This window comes from Streptomyces sp. NPDC054757 (genome assembly GCF_053612185.1).
Genome location: NZ_JBSHBW010000009.1, coordinates 101460 through 119882, shown reverse-complemented (window position 1 = coordinate 119882; position 18423 = coordinate 101460). Strand labels below are relative to the sequence as shown.

Sequence of the window (18423 nt, the reverse complement as noted above, 5' to 3'; positions counted from 1 at the left end):
ACACCATGCCTTTACGCCTTTATCGGCCCGCCCCCGGGGCCCCGGAGCGGCCGCATGGGCGCACCCTGTGTGGCGGCTGCCGGTCCTCCCTTCTTAAAGTGGGGCAATGCGCACCGAGGACGTCCTGGCCGCCATCGCGACCGGCCTGTGGCGATGGGACAACACCGCCGGGATCGTCACGCTCGACGCGGAAGCCGCCCGGCTCCTCGGTCTGCCCGCCGAAGCGACCAGTCTGTCCGAGGTCGCCGTCCGTTCCCGCTTCCACCCCGTCGACTGGAACGAGATCAACGGGACGGTGAATCTGGCGATCGCCGAGGACACCCTCGCCGAGGCCCGGCTGCGCATCGTGGACGAGACGGGCCGGGTCCTGCGTACCGTACGCAGCCGCTCCAAGCCGCAGATCAGCGCCCATGGCTATGTCCTGGTCGGCACCCTCCAGGAGGTCGCGGAGCCGCAGCCGGGCGATGCGGCCCACACCCCGATCACCGGTGACTGGCGCCGCTCCCGCGAGGCGTTCCTGCTGGACGCGGGGCGGGCGCTGGCCGAGGCCAGGTCCACCGAGGAGGTGCTGAGGGTCGCCGCCTCGCTCTCCATGCCGGGGTTCGAGCCGGACGGCCTCGCGGTCTTCGGGATCACCGGCGACTGGCTGACGGTCATCGGGCACCACGGGCACAACCCGGCCGAGGACGGGCTGCTGGCCGAGTTCCCGATGAGTACGGAGGAGAACTATCCGGCCGCCGAGGTCGCCAGAACGGGGCGGGCCATCTATCTGCCGACGCCGGACACCTACCGCGAGCGCTACCCCAAGTACTGGCCCGCCGTGCGACCCCTCAACCGGCACTCCTGGGCCTTTGTCCCGCTGGTCGACTCGGGGGTTACGATCGGGGCCTGGATGGCGGCCTTCGCGTACCCGGTCAGCTTCTCGCCCGACGAGCGCTCGGTGCTGACGACGGTGGCCCGGATGCTGGCCCAGGCCCTGGCCCGCGCCGGGGTCGCCGACAACGAGCGTGAGCTGTCGCTCGGGCTCCAGCGTTCGATGCTGCCGATGCTGGGCCCCCGTATCCCGGGGATGGCGGTGGCCGCACGGTATGTCCCCACCGGGGGCGGGCTCCAGGTCGGCGGGGACTGGTACGACGTGATCGCGCTGCCGGGGAGCACCGCGTACGAGGACGGCAAGGGCGGCGGCCGGGTGGCGCTGGTCATCGGTGACGTCCAGGGGCATGACGTACGGGCCGCCGGGATGATGGGCCAGCTGCGGATCGCCCTGCGCGCGTACGCGGCCGAGGGCCATCCGCCGGACGCGGTGCTCTCCCGGGCCTCGCGCTTTCTGTACGGCCTCACGGACACCTATGACCAGGGCGAATCCGACGAGCCGCCGACCCCGCGCTTCGCGACCTGTCTGTACATCGAGGTCGACCCGGCCAGCGGCACCCTCGACGTGGCCCGCGCGGGTCACCCCGATCCGACGGTCCGCACATCCGACGGCACGGTGCTGGTGCGTCCCGTCGAGGGCGGGCTGCCGCTGGGCATCCATCCGGACACCGACTATCCGACGACCCGGCTGGTGCTCCAGCCCGGCGAGACGCTGATGATGTGCACGGACGGGCTCATAGAGACCGGCGGCCACGATCTCGACACCGGCTGGGAGCGGATCCGCGGAACGCTGGAGCGGCATACCGGGGACAATCTGGAGATCCTGGCCGACGCCCTGGTGCAGGCCGCGCACGGCCCGCCGGAGCGCCATCACACGGGGCCGTTCTCCGACCGCCGCGAGGACGACATCGCCGTCCTGCTGATGTCCCGCAAGGGTGAGCGCGTACAGGCGGGCACCACCCGCCATATGTCCCTGGCGATCGCGCAGGCCCAGCCGGAACGCATCTCGGCGGCCCGTGGCCAACTGCGGGAGCTGCTCCATGACTGGGCGGACAGCGAACAGGTCGACTCGGCGGCGCTGATGGTCTCCGAGATGGCGACGAACGTCCTCATCCACACGGACGGCGACGCGACGCTGACCGCCGACGTCACCGGGGTGACCGGCACCCGGCGGCTGCGGGTGGAGGTCGCCGACGACAGCGACGAACTGCCGCACAAGCGGCGCCCCGGCGAGATGGCCTCGTCGGGGCGCGGGCTGCTGCTGATGGAGATACTCGCGGACATGTGGGGGGTGGATCCGCAGGGCTCCGGCAAGTCGATCTGGTTCGAGCTCTACGAGTCGCGCGGCGACTCGAAGAACGGGTCGGCCGGCTCCGCCGGTTCCGCGGGGCCGGGCGACGACGACACCGAGGGGCCGTCGTCGGACCTCCTCTCCGAATTCCTGGCCGACCTCGCACCGGACGAACTGCTGGAGATGGAGACGGAGGGGACGGAGGGGCCCGGCGCGAACGGAAACGGCACGAACGGAAACGGCACGGCCAAGAGCGACGCGGTCAAGAGCGGCACGGACAAGAGCGACGCGAACAAGAGTGACGCGGTCAAGAGCGGCTCGCACGGAGACCGCGGGCGGCCGGCCGGCTCGCGGGGAGCAGCGCCCGAGCAGCCGGATCAGTCCGATCAGCCCGAGCCCGGGAAGCCCGAGCCCGGGTCCGCTCACGCCTCCCGGTCCGGGCCGGACGCCGGATCGGATGCCGGGCCCGGCTCCTGACGCGGCTCCTGACCGGACCCCGGACCGGGCTCCGGGCCGGAACCGGCGCCCGCTTCCGGGCCGGGCTCCGGCGGGTAGCGCTTCCGCAGCTCTCCGATCACCCCGAAGGCCGCCGCCGCCACCGGCACGGCGAGCAGCATCCCCAGGAGCCCCGCGACGCTCGCCCCGGCCGTCAGCGAGATCATCACCATCGCCGGGTGCATCTGGACCGTACGGCTCTGGATCACCGGCTGGAGCACATGCCCCTCAAGCACCTGCACCAGCAGGACCACGCCCAGCGCCCAGAGCGCGGTCACGAACCCCCGGTCGGCGAGGGCCACCAGCACGGCGACCGCACCTGAGATGAACGCACCGAGATACGGGATGTAGGCGCCGACGAAGACCAGCGCACCGAGCCCCAGCGCGCCCGGCACCCCCAGGATCAGCAGGCCGGCCGTGATGCAGATGGCGTCGATGAGCGCGATCAGCGTGGTGCCGCGCATGAACCCCTCGACCGCCTCGAAGGCCCGCCGGGCCATGGCCTCGATGGTGGCTCCGTGGCCCGGTGCGACGGCGTACGCGAGTCCGCGGGCGTGGTCCGAGTCGCGGAGGAAGAAGAAGGTGAGCAGCAGCGCCAGCACGCTGGTCGCGATGAACGTGCCGATCAGGCTGAGTCCGTTGAGCAGCCCGCCGGCCGCGTTCGCGCCGAACTTGCCGAGCAGGTTCTTGGCGTTGTCGGCGATGTTGGTGATGCCGTCCCCGGTGGCCACCCCGAAGTGGTCGGCGATCCACTTCCCGGCGTCCTTGAGCGAGGCGACGATCTGGTCCCCGGTGTCGATCAGCGCGGTGACGACGATGTACGCGGCCCCGCCGACCACGGCGACGAGCGCGACGCAGGTGAGTCCGGCCGCCAGGGAGCGGTTCAGCCGCATCCGGACCAGCCACCGGTGGACCGGCCCGAGGAGCGCCGTACCGAGCAGGGCCAGCATCACGGGGGTGACGGCGGTCTTGAGCGTGACACAGAGCCAGACCCCCACCGCCGCCACGCCCGTGACGAGCAGTGCGACGGCACACCAGGCAGCCAGACGTCGGGCGTGGACGGGGAGCAGCGGCTTCTGGGTATGCACGCCCCCAGCCGATCACGGGCGCCGGGCGACGGCTCGTTCGCCGGGGCCGGGCGGGTGGTGGGAGGGCTCCGGGCGCGGCGGCCGGTTCGGCTCAGCCGAGGACGTGGCCGCCGTCGACGGTGATGATCTGGCCGGTGACGTACGGGTTCGACATCAGGAACAGCGCCACAGCGGCCGCCTCCTCAGCCGTCCCGTACCGGCCCAGCGGCACGGACGCTCCGGCGGCGGCGATGGCCTCGTCCGTCTCAAGGCCGGGCAGCGAGCGCATCAGCGGGGTGTCGATCGCGCCGTAGCGGACGGCGTTCACGCGCTGCCGTGCCGGGGCGAGTTCGATGGCGAGCGCCCTGGTCAGCGCCTCCACCGCGCCGCCGACGGCCAGCGTGACGGACAGACCGGGCAGCGGGCGGGCCAGGAGGACGCCCGAGCTGAGGGTGAGCGATCCGCCCGCGGGCAGCCGCTCCGCCGCAGCACGGGCGAGGGCGAACGTCCTCCCCATGCCGTCGGCGGCCGCCGCGCGGACCCCGTCGTCGGACAGCCCGCCGAGGGGGCCCGGGGCCGCGTGGCCGCCGGCAGTGACGTAGACGTGGTCGACGCGGCCGGCGACGTCGAAGGCCGCGGCGATGGTGCGCTCGTCCCCGGCGTCGCCCGCGACGCTCAGGACGGCGTCGTCCTCCCCCGCCGGGGCGGCCTTCCGTACGTGGTCGACGGCGGACGCCAGCCGGTCCGGGTCCCGGCCGACCAGCACCAAGCGGGCGCCGACCGTGCGCAGCAGCGTGCCCGCTGCCAGCCCGATACCGGAGCTGCCGCCGACGACCACGATGGTCGCGCCGGCGAGGGACCCGGGCAGCGGAACGGTGGTGACGGGGGCGGGGGCGGGAGTGACCGCGGCGGCGTCAGTGCTCATGGGAAGCCCTTCCAAGCAATAAACCATCTGGTTGTTTTCCTCTTGCCGTGATGGTGCCTCGCGCGACGACCCGAGTCAACCGGATGGTTTAATACGGTCATGGCCTACGACGCCGAGGACACCAGAAGGCGGATCTTCGCGGCCGCCGCCGCCGAGTTCGCCGAGCGGGGCCTGGCGGGCGCCCGAGTGGACCGGATCGCGGATTCCGCCCGGGCCAACAAGCAGGCCATCTACCGCTACTTCGGCGACAAGGAACGGCTGTTCGCCGCCGTGGTCCGCGCGAAGCTGGACGAGGTCGGGGCCGCGATCTCCATCGACCCGGACGACGTCGCCGAGTCGGTCGGCCAGCTCTTCGACTGGCACCGCGAACACCCCGAGCTGATCCGGCTGCTCCTGTGGGAGGCGCTGGAGTCGACGGGATCAACGGGGGCGACGGGGCCGGACAGTGCGGGCGCCTCGGCGGGCGGGCACGGGGACGCCCCCGAGACCGGGCTCCGGGACGCCTTCCGCGCGAAGGCCGCGCGCCTCGCCCGCGCGGGCGACCGGGGGGCACCCGAGGACGTCCGGCTCCGCGACGCCCAGGACCTGCTGTTCTCCGTCATGAGCCTGATCTCATGGAACTTCGCCGTACCGCGGACATGCCGCGTCACCCTTGGCGAGGAGACGGACACGGCCGCGCTGGACCGCCGCCGCGCAGCCGTCATCGAGGCCGCCCGCACGCTGGCCGCGGCCGGCGGCCGCAGAGGGACCTGACGCGGCGCCGCCTCAAGTCGTCCTACAGCCCGCCCTCAGACATCCCGTGCACAGCCGGAACCGTGCCCAGCCGCCCGCGCTGGAAGTCCTCGAACGCCTGCTTCAGCTCGGCCTCGCTGTTCATGACGAACGGCCCGTAGTGCGCCATCGGCTCCCGTATCGGGCGCCCGCCGAGGAGGACGACCTCCAGGTCCGGGCTCTTCGCGTCCTGGTTCTCGTCCGCGCGGACGGTCAGCGACGAGCCCGCCCCGAACACCGCGGTCTGCCCGGTGCGGACCGGGCGGCGGTCCGCACCGACCGAGCCGCGCCCGGCCATCACGTACGCCAGGCCGTTGAAGTCCTCGCGCCACGGCAGCGTGACCTCGGCGCCCGGCCGTACCGTCGCGTGGATCATCGTGATCGGGGTGTGGGTGATCCCGGGGCCCTCATGGCCGTCCAGTTCACCCGCGATGACCCGCAGCAGCGCGCCGCCGTCGGCCGATGTGAGCAGCTGGACCTGGCCGCCGCCGATGTCCTGGTAGCGCGGGGCCATCATCTTGTCGCTCGCCGGGAGGTTCACCCAGAGCTGGAGCCCGTGGAAGAGCCCGCCGCTCACCACCAGCGACTCCGGCGGCGCCTCGATGTGCAGCAGGCCGGAACCGGCCGTCATCCACTGGGTGTCGCCGTCGTTGATGGTCCCGCCACCGCCGTTGGAGTCCTGGTGGACGAAGGTGCCGTCAATCAGATACGTGACGGTCTCGAAGCCGCGGTGCGGGTGCCAGGGAGTGCCCTTCGGCTCACCGGGCGCGTACTCCACCTCGCCCATCTGGTCCATCATGATGAACGGGTCGAGGTACTGGTAGTTGATCCCGGCGAACGCGCGGCGCACCGGGAACCCCTCGCCCTCGAAGCCCCCCGGCGCGGTGGAGACCGCGAGCACGGGGCGCGGCACGGCGCCGTCCGGCGCGTGGACGCGCGGCAGGGTCAGTGGATTCTCGACGGTCACGGCAGGCATGGCGGCCCTCCTGGCAGGATGCTCGGCATTCAAAGTAGTTGAACGGTGAACATCTAGCAAGGCATGGCCATTCCCGGGATCCTTCCGATCCCGTGGCCGACCTCGTGGCCGACCCCGTGGTTCAGGACAGTGCAGACCTGTTCATGCCGGTTCGGGCCGCTCCGGCTTCAGCCCGGAAATGGCCGGATCGAACCGCGTACGGGGAGCCTCAGCCGTACATCCGCCGCATCGCGAAGTCGACCATCTGCTCCACGGCCTTCGCGTCGAAGACCATCCGGTGCTCGCCCTCCATGTCGAGGACGAAGCCGTACCCGGTGGGCAGCAGGTCGATCACCTCGGCGCCGGTGATCACGAAGTACTTGGACTCCTTCCCGGCGTACCTGCGCAGCTCCTTCAGCGAGGTGAACATCGGGATCACCGGCTGCTGGGTGTTGTGCAGGGCGAGGAATCCGGGGTTGTCGCCGCGCGGGCAGTAGACCTTCGACGTGGCGAAGATCTGCTGGAAGTCCTCGGCGGCCATCGAGCCGGTGGTAAAGGCCCGCACCCCGTCGGCGAGCGAGGGCGGCGACGGCTCGGGGTAGAGCGGCTGATCCCCGTAGCCGGGCTGCGGCGCGGCGTACTGCTGCTGGGCGCCCTGGTTCGAGTCGTAGCCGTACATGCGCGCAAGAGTACTGAGTAAAGGGGTCCGGCCGCAGGGGCGGTCTCGTCACACTTGCCCGAAAGGGGTTGCGTCTTATTACTCGTGGGTAGCATCATCATAGCTACTTGCTGGTATTCGTTACAGGTATGCGTTACGAGAGGGCTGTCGCCATGGGGCACTACAAGTCGAATCTCCGCGACATCGAGTTCAACCTCTTCGAGGTCCTCGGCCGCGACAAGCAGTACGGCGCCGGGCCGTTCGCAGAGATGGACGTCGACACCGCGCGGAGCATCCTCGACGAGGTGGCCAGGCTCGCGGAGAACGAGCTGGCCGAGTCCTATGCCGACGCCGACCGCAACCCGCCGGTCTTCGACCCGGAGACCAACACCGCCCCCGTGCCTGACACCTTCAAGAAGTCCTACCAGGCCTTCATGGAGTCCGAGTACTGGCGGCTCGGCCTGCCCGAGGAGATCGGCGGCACCACCGCGCCGCGCTCCCTGATCTGGGCGTACGCGGAGCTGCTGCTCGGCGCCAACCCGGCGATCTGGATGTACTCCTCGGGTCCGGCCTTCGCCGGGATCCTCTTCGAGGAGGGCACCGACGAGCAGAAGAAGATCGCGGAGATCGCGGTCGAGAAGCAGTGGGGCTCCACGATGGTCCTCACCGAGCCGGACGCCGGCTCGGACGTGGGCGCGGGCCGCACGAAGGCCGTGCGGCAGGACGACGGCTCGTGGCACATCGAGGGCGTGAAGCGCTTCATCACCTCGGGCGAGCACGACATGTCGGACAACATCATCCACTATGTGCTGGCCCGCCCCGAGGGCGCGGGCCCCGGCACCAAGGGCCTCTCGCTCTTCATGGTGCCGAAGTTCGAGTTCGACTGGACCACCGGCGAACTGGGCGAGCGCAACGGCGTGTACGCGACGAACGTCGAGCACAAGATGGGCCTCAAGGCGTCCAACACCTGCGAGATGACGTTCGGCGACCGCCACCCCGCCAAGGGCTGGCTGATCGGTGACAAGCACGAGGGCATCCGCCAGATGTTCCGCATCATCGAGTTCGCCCGGATGATGGTCGGCACCAAGGCCATCGCGACGCTCTCGACCGGCTACCTGAACGCCCTGGAGTACGCCAAGGAGCGCGTGCAGGGCCCCGACCTCGCGCAGTTCATGGACAAGACCGCCCCCAAGGTCACCATCACGCACCACCCCGACGTGCGCCGCTCGCTGATGACGCAGAAGGCGTACGCCGAGGGCATGCGCACCCTGGTCCTCTACACGGCTTCCGTCCAGGACGCGATCCAGGAGAAGGAGGCCGCGGGCGAGGACGCCAAGGCGCTGCACGGCCTCAACGACCTGCTGCTGCCGATCGTGAAGGGGTACGGCTCGGAGAAGTCGTACGAGCAGCTGGCCCAGTCGCTCCAGACCTTCGGCGGCTCCGGCTACCTCCAGGAGTACCCGGTCGAGCAGTACATCCGGGACGCCAAGATCGACACCCTCTACGAGGGCACGACGGCCATCCAGGGCCAGGACTTCTTCTTCCGGAAGATCGTCCGCGACCAGGGCACCGCGCTGAACACCCTCTCCGAGGAGATCAAGAAGTTCCTCGCGGCCGGTCCCGGCGGCGAGGAGCTGACCGGCGCCCGTGAGCAGCTGGCCAAGGCCGCAGTGGACCTGGAGGCGATCGTCGGCGCGATGATCACCGACCTGACCTCGACCGGCGACGACGTCAGGAACATCTACAAGGTGGGGCTCAACACCACCCGCCTGCTGCTGGCTTCGGGCGATGTCGTCGTCGCGTACCTGCTGCTCAGGAGTGCGTCGGTGGCCGCCGAGAAGCTGCCGAACGCCTCCGCCAAGGATGTCGCGTTCTACCAGGGCAAGATCGCGGCCGCGAAGTTCTTCGCCACCGAGATCCTGCCCGGCGTGAGCACGCAGCGCGCCCTCGCCGAGACCGTCGAGACCTCGCTGATGGACCTGGACGAGGCGGCGTTCTAGCCGGCAGCCGGCAGCCGGTCCACGTCGGCCCCGCGGAGTCACGCGGGGCCGGCGCCGGATCTCGCAGTACCCCGGCGGAACCCCGTACCCCGGCGGAACCTCGCAGCGGCTCCGCGGAGCCGCGGTCATCCGCACGGCGGCGGCGCGGCCCCGGTCTCCCGGGGCGCACCGCCGCCGTGCGCTCTCACGGGCGCCCTCTCCGGGCGCGGGGGCCTGCGGGCGCGGGCGGTTGCGGCGTTGAGCACATGCGCCAGGACCTCGCCCAGCAGCACGGGCTCCCTGGTGTCGGCACCGTATTCGACCATGCGCCGATAGTGGCACCCGCCACTGACAGTGGCCGATCCGTCCCACATGTCCCATGCGCCCACCGGCCCCGCGGCCCCGTTCCCTTCCGGCGGGCGGGGCCGCAGCCGCGGTCGTTATGGTGGCTGCCATGAGCACCTCCGTCCGCTTCGACCGCGGCCACACCGACGACCTGATGAGCTTCCTCACGGCCAGCCCCTCGCCGTACCACGCCGTGGCGAACGCCGCCGGGCGGCTGGAGAAGGCAGGCTTCAGGCAGGTGTCGGAGACCGACGCCTGGGACGGGTCGACGGGCGGCAAATACGTGCTGCGGGGCGGCGCCGTCATCGCCTGGTACGTCCCGGAGAACGCGTCGCCGCACACCCCGTTCCGGATCGTCGGCGCCCACACCGACTCCCCCAACCTGCGGGTGAAGCCCCTCCCGGACAGCGGCAGCGACGGCTGGCGCCAGGTGGCGGTCGAGGTCTACGGCGGCACCCTGCTCAACACCTGGCTCGACCGGGACCTGGGCCTCGCCGGGCGGCTCACGCTGCGCGACGGCAGCCACCGGCTGGTCAACGTGGACCGGGCGCTGCTGCGCGTACCGCAGCTCGCCATCCACCTGGACCGCTCGGTCCACACCGACGGACTCAAGCTCGACAAGCAGCGCCATATGCAGCCGGTCTGGGGCCTCGGCGAGGTCCGGGAGGGCGACCTGCTGCGGTTCGTCGCCGACGAGGCCGGGGTCGCCGCCGACGACGTGACCGGCTGGGACCTCATGGTGAGCCCCGTCGAGGCACCCTCCTACCTGGGCCGCGACCGGGAACTCCTCGCCGGGCCCCGGATGGACAACCTCCTCTCGGTGCACGCCGCCACCGCGGCACTGGCCGCCGTCGCGACGGAATCCGCCTCCGGTTCCGGTTCCGCGACGGATGACGAGCCGTCACACATCCCGGTGATGGCCGCCTTCGACCACGAGGAGAACGGCTCCCAGTCCGACACCGGCGCCGACGGGCCGCTGCTCGGCACCGTCCTGGAGCGCTCCGTCCTCTCCCGCGGCGGCACCTTCGAGGACCGCGCCCGCGCCTTCGCCGGGTCGGTCTGCCTCTCGTCCGACACCGGCCACGCCGTGCACCCCAACTACAGCGAGCGCCACGACCCGACCCACCACCCGCGCGCCAACGGCGGACCGATCCTCAAGGTCAACGTGAACATGCGGTACGCCACCGACGGCAGCGGGCGGGCGGTGTTCACCGCCGCGTGCGAGAAGGCCGGGGTGCCCCTGCAGCACTTCGTGTCGAACAACTCCATGCCGTGCGGCACCACCATCGGCCCCATCACAGCGGCCAGGCACGGCATCAGCACCGTGGACATCGGCGTCGCGATCCTCTCCATGCACAGCGCCCGTGAACTGTGCGGGGCCGACGACCCGTACCTGCTCGCCAACTCCCTGGCCGCCTTCCTGGAGGGCTGACCGGGGGCCGGTCCCCGGCCGGGGACCGGCACGGGCCGCCGGCCCCGAACTCCACCGATCCGAAAGCATGTTGATTGACCGTTCCGGCCCCGGGTACGCGCCTTGTACGGACCGAACAGCCACAACGACTTCGGAGGCGAACACCGATGGGCCTTGGCGGCTGCATCATTCTTCTCGTGGTGGGGGGCATCCTCACCTTCGCGACCGACTGGCACATGAACGGGGTCAACCTCGACCTGGTCGGCATCATCATGATGCTCGTCGGTGTCATCGGCATCGCCGTCTACACCAGCGTCCTGCGCCGTCGCCGGCCGACGATGCCCACCGCGACCACGGTCGTCGAGGACGACCACCACCACCTGGGCTGACGGCCGGTCCACCCCGGTATCGCGCCGGTCAGCCGTCCATCCCCGCCAGCACCAGCGGCAGCCGGGCCACCCCCTCGTCCGTCACACGGACCGGGACGCCCCAGTCCTGCTGGTGCACATGGCAGGCCGGGTACTGGTTGGCCGGGTCGTCGTCGCAGGACGCGGCCATCGCCGACACATGGAGCACGCCCTCGGTGACCGAAGGGTTCAGCTCCACGTCCCGGAAGAGATCCGTACCGGAGCCGTCCCCGCCGGTGAGCAGCTCGGGCGGGGTCGCGGAGACCAGCAGCCGGGTGGAGGGCCCGTACCGGAGGTCAAGCTTCTGGCCCGCGGGGGCCTGGAAGACGACATCGATACGGAGCCTGCCCGGCGCCACATCGGTCGCGGCCCGCTGGGTGCGGTGGGCGACGCTCTCCACCCGTACCGCCTCGTCGGGCAGGCGCAGCCGGGTCAGCCGGTGGCGCGCGGACTCCACCACGACGATGTCGTCCCCGACCAGCACCGCGTCGCTCGGCTCCCGCAAGTCCGTTGCCAGCGTGGTCACTTCGCCGGTCGCCGGGTCATAGCGGCGCAGCGCGTGGTTGTACGTGTCGGACACCGCGACCGAACCATCCGGTAGCGCGGTGACCCCCAACGGGTGCTGGAGCAGCGCCTGTTCCGCGTCGCCGTCCCGGTGGCCGAAGTCGAAGAGCCCGGTGCCGACGGCGGTGTGCACCACGGCGCCCCCGGTGGCGTCCCGGTCGATCCAGCGCAGCGCGGACGTCTCGGAGTCGGCGATCCACAGCCGCTCCCCGGCGGCCGCGAGCCCGGACGGCTGCGCGAACCACGCGTCGGCGGCAGACCCGTCGACCAGCCCCTCGTTGGTGGTCCCGGCCGCCACCTCGACGGTGCCGTTCTCCGGGTCGTAGGTCCACAGCTGGTGGACACCGGCCATGGCGATCCACAGCCGCCCGTCGAACCAGGCGAGGTCCCAGGGCGACGAGAGCGCCACACCGAGCGCGGGCCCGCTGGTCGGCGAACCCTGCCACCACTGCTTGCCGGTCCCGGCGACGAGCGCGATCTCGCCGCTCTCCGGGTCGTACGTACGGATCGCGTGGTGGACGGTGTCGGCGACCGCGACCTTCCCGCCGGGCAGCAGCGCCAGCCCCTGCGGCTCGTTGAACACGCCCTCGCCGCCGATCCGCCGTACGACGGTCTCGCCGTCCGGCTCCAGCTCGACCAACTGGTGACGGGTGGTGTCCGACACCAGCAGATGGCCGTTCGGCAGCGCGATCGCCTTGCCCGGGAAGCGCAGATCGGTGGCGACCGGCTCCGGCGCCACATAGGGACCGTCGCCGCGCCGCAGCGTCCCCTTGGCCGCGTGCTCGGCCTCCAGCTCACCGACCAGCGTCTCGATGGCGTGCGCATGCCCCTCACCGGCGTGCTGGGCGACGACATACCCCTCGGGATCGATCACCACGAGCGTCGGCCAGGCCCGGACCGCGTACTGCTTCCAGGTGGCCAGCTCGGGATCGTCCAGGACGGGGTGGTGCACGCCGTACCGCTCGACGGCGTCGACCACGGCCTGGTGCTCGGCCTCGTGCACGAACTTCGGGGAGTGCACCCCGATGATCACGACGGTGTCGCTGTGCTGCTGCTCCAGCTCGCGCAGCTCGTCGAGGACGTGCAGGCAGTTGATGCAGCAGAAGGTCCAGAAATCCAGAATGACGATGCGCCCCCGCAGATCGGCGAGGGTGTACTGCTGCCCGCCCGTATTGAGCCAGCCACCCTTGCCGACCAGCTCGGGGGCGCGGACACGGGCACGACGGGGTGCGGGAGGGGGAGTCACATCGTTCATGGGGTCAAGGGTGCCACTCCTGGTGCTCTCTCCTGCGGCTCACCCAGCCCTGACCCCTGCTACCCGGCGCGGGTCACCCGCCCATGATCGGTGACCACGCGCCGGAAAAGATCGTGACCGGTGCGCCCCGCGTGCCGGAGAGCCCAGTCCTGTGCGGCTTCCTGGTCATGCTGGGGACCGGAGTCGGCCCCGCAGTCAGCAGCGGTACAGAACGCCTCGTGGACGACTCCACCCTCCGGAGCGTTCCGGATCGTGTGGGATACGAACCGGTACACCGTTCGTGTACTCATTGGTGCCCCTCCGTGGCGTCGCATGTAGACGTTGCAGTCGGACACCGTGGTCATGTCGCCCCCGCACGGGCACGGTCACGCACGTTGGCCAACTCCATGCAACCGGCACATCCGTCCACGGGTGTCGGCTCCAAGGCCGTTGGCCACAACGGTAGTTCTACCGGTGCACTGGGATACGTCCTGGGCTCGCTCATGAGGCGATCTTCCAGCCGTCGCCGAGACGGGGGAACCTCGTACGTTTCCCACTTCGGGACGTCCCACAGCAGGTAGAACGTCCCTGGAGCGTCCGCGTACAAGGGAGATCGCCATGCCGAACGAGCGTCTCCGGGCCGCCATGGCGTCCGGAGGATGGACGCACGGGAGCCTGGCCGAGTCGGTGGGAGTAGATCCCAAATCCGTGGAACGGTGGGTCAACCTTGGCCGCACACCACGGCGCGCGACAGCCCTGCAAGCTGCCGAGACCCTGGGTGAGGACGTACACGCGCTCTGGCCGATGCTGAGACAGGCACGCGCCGCGCGGGCCGTCAGCCCGGAACTTGTGGCGTTGTACGACCAGCGGGCGGACGTGCCCGTTTCCACGTACGTGGAGCTGTTCGCCCAAGCGCGGGAGCACATTGACGTACTGGTCTACGCGGGGGTGTTCCTGCATGAGGCGTACCCGCGCCTGAACGGCCTTCTCCGGGAGCGGGCCGCCGGGGGATGCGCGATCCGGATCGCCCTTGGGGACGCGGACGCGGAGAACGTGCGACAGCGGGGCCAGGAGGAGCAGTTCGGTCACGGGATCGAGAGCCGGTGCCGTCTGGCACTGATGCACTACCAGCCGCTTCTCCGGGTACCGGGCATTGAACTGCGGATGCACGGAACAACGCTCTACAACAGCCTGTACCGCGCGGACGATCAGGTGTTGGTCAATGCCCACGTGTGGGGCGTGAACGCGTACGGTGCGCCCGTGTGGCACCTTCGGCGCAGTGGCGACGGGGGCGTGTTCGACGCCTACGCGAACAGCTTCAACGCCGTGTGGGAGACAGCGCGGACCGTGGAAGGGTGAGCCGGTGGCACGCACCGAGTATTACGACGATCCCAACGCCCCCCACCCCAACAGCTTGGTCGTAGCGGCCTCCGCCGTCGTCACCGACGAGCGGGGCCGCATCCTGCTTCAACGACGCCGGGACAACGATCTGTGGGCGCTGCCGGGCGGCGGCATGGACATGGACGACTCCCTGCCCGGTGCGGCCGTGCGCGAGGTCAAGGAAGAGACGGGTCTCGACGTGGAGATCACGGGGCTCGTCGGCACCTACACAGACCCGCGCCACATCATCGCGTACACGGATGGGGAGGTACGGCGGCAGTTCAACGTGTGCTTTCGCGGCCGCGTCGTCGGTGGGACGTTGGCCATCTCTGAGGAGAGCACGGAACTCCGATTCGTGGACCCGGGCGAGGTGAGTGAACTGCCCATGCACCACACCCAGCGGCTGCGCATCCAACACTTCCTGGAGAACCGGCCGACGCCCTACCTGGGATAGCCGCGGTCGGCAGTCAATCTGTACGGACGTCCCGACCGGTCCAGCTTCCACACGCACAGGGTGTCGCCCTCCCGCATGCGCGACGGGGTGCGGGAGGGGGAGTCACATCGTTCATGGGGTCAAGGGTGCCACCCGGGCCGGTGTGACCTGCGGCATATGGCCCGCCGACCAGGCAGCACGGGGGCGGCGACGTCCGGCGGCCCCTCTCATAGAAGTTTTGTTAGAGTTCCGGTATGGGCGAAGCGAGCGGAAGCGAAACGGTCTACCCCCCGGGCGAGGGCCCCACGATGTCCGTCTCCGTCTCCGTACATGAGGGCACCATCTCGGCCGTCCGGGCCCGCGTCGGCAAGCGCGGGGTCTCCCCCTATGTCGAGGCCGCCATCCAGCGCCAGATCGAACGCGACAGCCTCGCGGAGCTGATCGCAGCGAACGAGGAGCTCCACGGCCCGCTGACGCCCGAGGAGATCGAGGCGGCCGAGCGGGAGATGTTCGGCTCCACGCGGCCGGGCGCCGAGCGGGCCGCGTGAGCGGTACCTGGGTGCTGGACAGTCAGGCCCTGTCGCTCTACCTCGGCGCGGACCGCGCCATGACGGCGAGGCTGGCGGCGGCCCTGCGCCACGACGTACGGGTGGTGACCAGCGCGGTCACGCTCGTCGAGGCCGACCCACAGGGGGCACACCGGGGCCGCATGGACTGGGCGCTGTCGCGGCTGACGGTGGAGCCGGTGAGTAAGGAGACAGCCGCCGGCGCCGTCCGCCTCCTCCGCGAGGCAGGGCTCGGCGGCGGCCACGAGTACGCGCTGGACGCGATCGTCGCCGCCACCGCGCGGGCCGCCTCCGGGCCCGTCACCGTCCTGACGTCCGATGTGGACGGCCTGGCGCCTCTGTGCGGCAGGAGCGTCACCGTGCTCAAGGTCTGACTCTCCGCGCCGAGTTGGCCCGGCCCTGCCCCGGTGCGGCGCCCGGCGGTAACGTCATCCGCATGAAATTCCTGGTGCGGGACCGTATTTTCGACATCGGCGACGACTACTGGATCGAGGACGAGAACGGCCACAAGGCGTATCTCGTCGACGGCAAGGTGATGCGCATCCGCGACACCCTTGAGCTGAAGGATCTCGACGGGCGGGTGCTGATCACGCTCAAGGAGAAGCTGATCGCCATCAGCGACACGATGACCCTGAAGCGGGACGGCGAGGAGCTGGCCACCGTCAGGAAGAAGAAGCTCACCCTGCTGCACGACCACTACCGCGTGAAGCTGGTCGACGGCACCGAGCTGGAGGTCAGCGGGAACATCCTGGACCGCGAGTTCGCGGTCGAGTACGAGAACGAGCTGCTGGCCGACATCTCGAAGAAGTGGTTCAGCGTCCGTGACGCGTACGCGGTGAACGTGGTCCGCGAGGACTCCGACCCGGCGCTGATGATCGCCATCGCGGTCTCCGTGATCCACATGCACGAGAAGGAACACGAGAAGGAGCACCAGGACTGAGGACTGAGGGCTGGGCCCGAGGAGGGCGCGAGGTCTGAAAGCTGCCGGTCTGAGCTTTCTTTTCTGTCCTGCATCTTCGCAGCGTGACTTGAACGGGGGTCGCTCGCCCTGGGATTCGCTCACCCGGGGATTCGCTCACCCGGGGATTCGCTCACCCGGGGATTCACCGACGCAGGGGCGGCCTTCGTCTGATCCCGTGCTCCGGCCGAGGTGCACGGGACCACGACGAAGGCCGTGCGAGCGGGCTGCCGCACCCCCGCCCCCCACGCGCGACTTCCCGGACTGTGCAGCGTGGTGGCTATCGCTGCACGGTGTGTGTCTTTCGGCCATTGGCCGGGATCGCCCATTCTGCCGTTAACGCAGAGTTCCGCCTGCCTTCGCCGCCCGACTTCCCGCCATGTGCGAGGTCGCTCCCGCGGATGCAGCGCAGTCCGCTGAGGACGCAGATGGCAGCAGGGCCCCGCCCCCCTCCACCGCCAGGCACGACTCTCCTGGAGGCAGACGTACGGGGTGCGGCCCAGAAAGGACCCCATGAGCGCCGAAAGCATAGAAGCCCGCCCTCGGGACGAAGCCCTTGCCGGAGAAGGAGCTGCGCTGCCGGAGGGCAGAGGCGCCTTGCGAGGCACGATGGGAACGCTGCAGCTGGCACTGACCGTGCTTGCCATGTCGGCGCCCATTGGCAATGTCACCGGAGTACTGCCCCTTGGAATCACAAGAGGTAATGGCATTGGAACTCCGATGATCTATGCCTTCGTCGGTCTCATCTTTCTGCTCTTCGCAGTCGGATTCACCACGATGACCCGCAACCTGACCAAGCCAGGCGCTTTCTACACGTACATCACCGCAGGACTCTCGAAGACCGTGGGCCTCGGATCGGGATTCCTGGCCGCCTTCACCTATCTCGTGTACATGGTGGGGACCTATGCGTTCTTCGGCGTCTCGGTCGAGAACGTACTCAAAGCCTTCGATCTCCCCACCGCCCCCTGGTGGATCTGGGGCGCGATATGTTGCGGCATCATCACAGCCCTGGGGCACTTCAATGTGGAACTCTCGGGTAAAGTCCTCGCATTTTTCATGGTCATCGAAGTCGCACTGGTCATGATGTTCAACGTGCCCGTGCTCTTCAGCGGCGGGCCGCACGGCTACCAAATCCAGTCCTTCGAACCGACCCACATATTCGGGGGAGATCTCGGGGTCGCCACACTCTTCGCCATCTCGTGTTTCATGGGGTTCGAGTCATCGGCCATCTACCGGGACGAGGTCAAGCAGCCCGAGCGGACGATTCCCCGGGCGACCTACCTCGCGATCGGCGGACTCGCGGGCTTCTACATCCTCACGTCCTGGGCGCTCGTGACGTTCTGGAGCCCGGACCGGGTCGCGGCGGCCGGGGCGGACAATCCGACGTCCCTGTTCAACGGCGGCTTCCGCCACTACATGGGCGGCACCGTCGCACAGGCCATGACCGCCCTGGTCGTCACCAGCGTCTTCGCGGGCGCGCTCTCCACCCACAACTCTCTTTCGCGCTACCTCTACTCCCTGGGCCGCGACCGCATCCTTCCGGGCTTTCTCGGACGCGCACACGGCCGGCACGGGTCCCCGGCCAACGCCTCCGCCATCTCCACGCTACTGGCGGTCGTCTGCACTCTGCCCTTCCTTCTCGGGGGCATCGACGCAGTGAAGATGTACTCCTCCATGTTCGCCCTGGGTACGTTCGCGCTGCTGATGCTGTTCACGCTCACCACGCTTTCCGTACTGCGGTATTTCCGCGTCATCGAGCATCGCGAGCAGGTCTGGAACACGTTGTTCGCACCGATACTGGCCCTGGCCGGCCTTCTGCTGCTCCTGGCCCTGACCTCGGTCCACTACGCGATGTCGATCGAGGCGCCACAATGGCTCGCCTATGGCCAGCAGTTGCTGCTGGTGGCCATCCTCATCGTCGGTGCTCTCCTCGGGATGCGGTGGCGGAAGACCCGCCCCGACGTATACCTGAGCATCGGACGCAGCGAAGCGGAGACGTCCGGAGCGGAGACGTCCGGCCGGAAGACGTCCGGCCGGAGGACGTGAGAAACCTCAGGGCCTCGGTCGGCCCGGCGTCGCGTCGGGCATACGCTCACGTCCACGATCACGAA

The 18423-nt window shown here is 69.9% G+C and carries 17 protein-coding genes and 1 pseudogene; 11 read left to right on the top strand and 7 right to left on the bottom strand.

From position 1 onward, the window contains the following. Positions 1-106: 106 nt before the first annotated feature. Positions 107-2221, top strand: a pseudogene (locus ACWGKJ_RS14140) (ATP-binding SpoIIE family protein phosphatase); the annotation flags it as partial. A gap of 365 nt (positions 2222-2586) precedes the next feature. Here ACWGKJ_RS14140 and ACWGKJ_RS14135 read toward each other — a convergent pair. Further along, positions 2587-3747 (bottom strand): AI-2E family transporter, encoded by a 1161-nt coding sequence (locus ACWGKJ_RS14135; RefSeq protein WP_385019466.1) that lies wholly within the window; start codon positions 3745-3747, stop codon positions 2587-2589. A gap of 91 nt (positions 3748-3838) precedes the next feature. Further along, positions 3839-4651, bottom strand: a complete 813-nt coding sequence (locus tag ACWGKJ_RS14130; protein WP_385019468.1) for an SDR family oxidoreductase — start codon at positions 4649-4651, stop codon at positions 3839-3841. Positions 4652-4750: 99 nt separating this feature from the next. On the opposite strand from ACWGKJ_RS14130, the gene ACWGKJ_RS14125 reads away from it, so the two are divergent. After that, positions 4751-5404, top strand: a complete 654-nt coding sequence (locus tag ACWGKJ_RS14125) for a TetR family transcriptional regulator (protein ID WP_385019470.1) — start codon at positions 4751-4753, stop codon at positions 5402-5404. Positions 5405-5426: 22 nt separating this feature from the next. On the opposite strand, the gene ACWGKJ_RS14120 is transcribed toward ACWGKJ_RS14125, so the two are convergent. Then, a complete protein-coding gene (locus ACWGKJ_RS14120; protein WP_385019472.1) occupies positions 5427-6398 on the bottom strand; it encodes a pirin family protein in 972 nt (323 codons plus the stop codon). 208 nt (positions 6399-6606) lie between these two features. Beyond that, positions 6607-7056 carry an SseB family protein gene (locus ACWGKJ_RS14115; protein WP_385019474.1) on the bottom strand — a complete coding sequence of 150 codons (450 nt, stop codon included), beginning with the start codon at positions 7054-7056 and terminating at the stop codon, positions 6607-6609. A 152-nt stretch (positions 7057-7208) separates the two neighbouring features. Between ACWGKJ_RS14115 and ACWGKJ_RS14110 the strand changes: the two genes are divergently transcribed. After that, positions 7209-9035, top strand: coding sequence for an acyl-CoA dehydrogenase (locus ACWGKJ_RS14110; RefSeq protein ID WP_385019647.1), 1827 nt, complete (start codon positions 7209-7211; stop codon positions 9033-9035). 125 nt (positions 9036-9160) lie between these two features. Here ACWGKJ_RS14110 and ACWGKJ_RS14105 read toward each other — a convergent pair whose 3' ends face one another. Then, positions 9161-9340, bottom strand: coding sequence for a hypothetical protein (locus ACWGKJ_RS14105; protein ID WP_385019476.1), 180 nt, complete (start codon positions 9338-9340; stop codon positions 9161-9163). 128 nt (positions 9341-9468) lie between these two features. On the opposite strand from ACWGKJ_RS14105, the gene ACWGKJ_RS14100 reads away from it, so the two are divergent. Both ACWGKJ_RS14100 and ACWGKJ_RS14095 read left to right on the top strand, forming a co-directional pair. Continuing rightward, complete coding sequence (locus ACWGKJ_RS14100; protein ID WP_385019478.1) at positions 9469-10791, top strand: M18 family aminopeptidase; 1323 nt, start codon at positions 9469-9471, stop codon at positions 10789-10791. Between the two features lie 146 nt (positions 10792-10937). Further along, positions 10938-11159, top strand: coding sequence for a DUF6458 family protein (locus ACWGKJ_RS14095; protein ID WP_385019480.1), 222 nt, complete (start codon positions 10938-10940; stop codon positions 11157-11159). A gap of 28 nt (positions 11160-11187) precedes the next feature. Here ACWGKJ_RS14095 and ACWGKJ_RS14090 read toward each other — a convergent pair whose 3' ends face one another. Further along, the gene (locus ACWGKJ_RS14090; protein ID WP_385019482.1) at positions 11188-12996 is read right to left on the bottom strand and encodes an NHL domain-containing thioredoxin family protein; all 1809 of its coding nucleotides are present in this window, start codon (positions 12994-12996) and stop codon (positions 11188-11190) included. Positions 12997-13055: 59 nt separating this feature from the next. Then, complete coding sequence (locus ACWGKJ_RS14085) at positions 13056-13286, bottom strand: DUF7848 domain-containing protein (protein ID WP_453315736.1); 231 nt, start codon at positions 13284-13286, stop codon at positions 13056-13058. 307 nt (positions 13287-13593) lie between these two features. On the opposite strand from ACWGKJ_RS14085, the gene ACWGKJ_RS14080 reads away from it, so the two are divergent. The 6 genes from ACWGKJ_RS14080 (at position 13594) to ACWGKJ_RS14055 (ending at position 18358) form a co-directional block, all read left to right on the top strand. After that, the gene (locus ACWGKJ_RS14080) at positions 13594-14334 is read left to right on the top strand and encodes a helix-turn-helix domain-containing protein (protein ID WP_385019484.1); all 741 of its coding nucleotides are present in this window, start codon (positions 13594-13596) and stop codon (positions 14332-14334) included. Between the two features lie 4 nt (positions 14335-14338). After that, a complete protein-coding gene (locus ACWGKJ_RS14075) occupies positions 14339-14809 on the top strand; it encodes an NUDIX hydrolase (RefSeq protein WP_385019486.1) in 471 nt (156 codons plus the stop codon). Positions 14810-15042: 233 nt separating this feature from the next. Further along, positions 15043-15336 (top strand): hypothetical protein, encoded by a 294-nt coding sequence (locus ACWGKJ_RS14070; RefSeq protein WP_385019488.1) that lies wholly within the window; start codon positions 15043-15045, stop codon positions 15334-15336. Continuing rightward, a complete protein-coding gene (locus ACWGKJ_RS14065; protein WP_385019490.1) occupies positions 15333-15728 on the top strand; it encodes a PIN domain-containing protein in 396 nt (131 codons plus the stop codon). Before ACWGKJ_RS14070 ends, ACWGKJ_RS14065 begins: the two co-directional genes overlap by 4 nt. Before the next feature lie 62 nt (positions 15729-15790). Further along, the gene (locus ACWGKJ_RS14060; protein WP_385019492.1) at positions 15791-16294 is read left to right on the top strand and encodes an LURP-one-related/scramblase family protein; all 504 of its coding nucleotides are present in this window, start codon (positions 15791-15793) and stop codon (positions 16292-16294) included. A gap of 531 nt (positions 16295-16825) precedes the next feature. Further along, positions 16826-18358 (top strand): APC family permease, encoded by a 1533-nt coding sequence (locus ACWGKJ_RS14055; protein WP_453315735.1) that lies wholly within the window; start codon positions 16826-16828, stop codon positions 18356-18358. Positions 18359-18423: the final 65 nt, after the last annotated feature.

Bases quoted from the DNA above. Each gene is read 5' to 3' on its own strand.
- ACWGKJ_RS14125 (WP_385019470.1), top strand. From the start codon at position 4,751: ATGGCCTACGACGCCGAGGACACCAGAAGGCGGATCTTCGCGGCCGCC.
- ACWGKJ_RS14060 (WP_385019492.1), top strand. From the start codon at position 15,791: ATGAAATTCCTGGTGCGGGACCGTATTTTCGACATCGGCGACGACTAC.
- ACWGKJ_RS14080 (WP_385019484.1), top strand. From the start codon at position 13,594: ATGCCGAACGAGCGTCTCCGGGCCGCCATGGCGTCCGGAGGATGGACG.
- ACWGKJ_RS14100 (WP_385019478.1), top strand. From the start codon at position 9,469: ATGAGCACCTCCGTCCGCTTCGACCGCGGCCACACCGACGACCTGATG.
- ACWGKJ_RS14095 (WP_385019480.1), top strand. From the start codon at position 10,938: ATGGGCCTTGGCGGCTGCATCATTCTTCTCGTGGTGGGGGGCATCCTC.
- ACWGKJ_RS14115 (WP_385019474.1), bottom strand. From the start codon at position 7,056: ATGTACGGCTACGACTCGAACCAGGGCGCCCAGCAGCAGTACGCCGCG.
- ACWGKJ_RS14110 (WP_385019647.1), top strand. From the start codon at position 7,209: ATGGGGCACTACAAGTCGAATCTCCGCGACATCGAGTTCAACCTCTTC.
- ACWGKJ_RS14130 (WP_385019468.1), bottom strand. From the start codon at position 4,651: ATGAGCACTGACGCCGCCGCGGTCACTCCCGCCCCCGCCCCCGTCACC.
- ACWGKJ_RS14085 (WP_453315736.1), bottom strand. From the start codon at position 13,286: ATGAGTACACGAACGGTGTACCGGTTCGTATCCCACACGATCCGGAAC.
- ACWGKJ_RS14105 (WP_385019476.1), bottom strand. From the start codon at position 9,340: ATGGTCGAATACGGTGCCGACACCAGGGAGCCCGTGCTGCTGGGCGAG.
- ACWGKJ_RS14090 (WP_385019482.1), bottom strand. From the start codon at position 12,996: ATGAACGATGTGACTCCCCCTCCCGCACCCCGTCGTGCCCGTGTCCGC.
- ACWGKJ_RS14055 (WP_453315735.1), top strand. From the start codon at position 16,826: ATGAGCGCCGAAAGCATAGAAGCCCGCCCTCGGGACGAAGCCCTTGCC.
- ACWGKJ_RS14070 (WP_385019488.1), top strand. From the start codon at position 15,043: ATGGGCGAAGCGAGCGGAAGCGAAACGGTCTACCCCCCGGGCGAGGGC.
- ACWGKJ_RS14120 (WP_385019472.1), bottom strand. From the start codon at position 6,398: ATGCCTGCCGTGACCGTCGAGAATCCACTGACCCTGCCGCGCGTCCAC.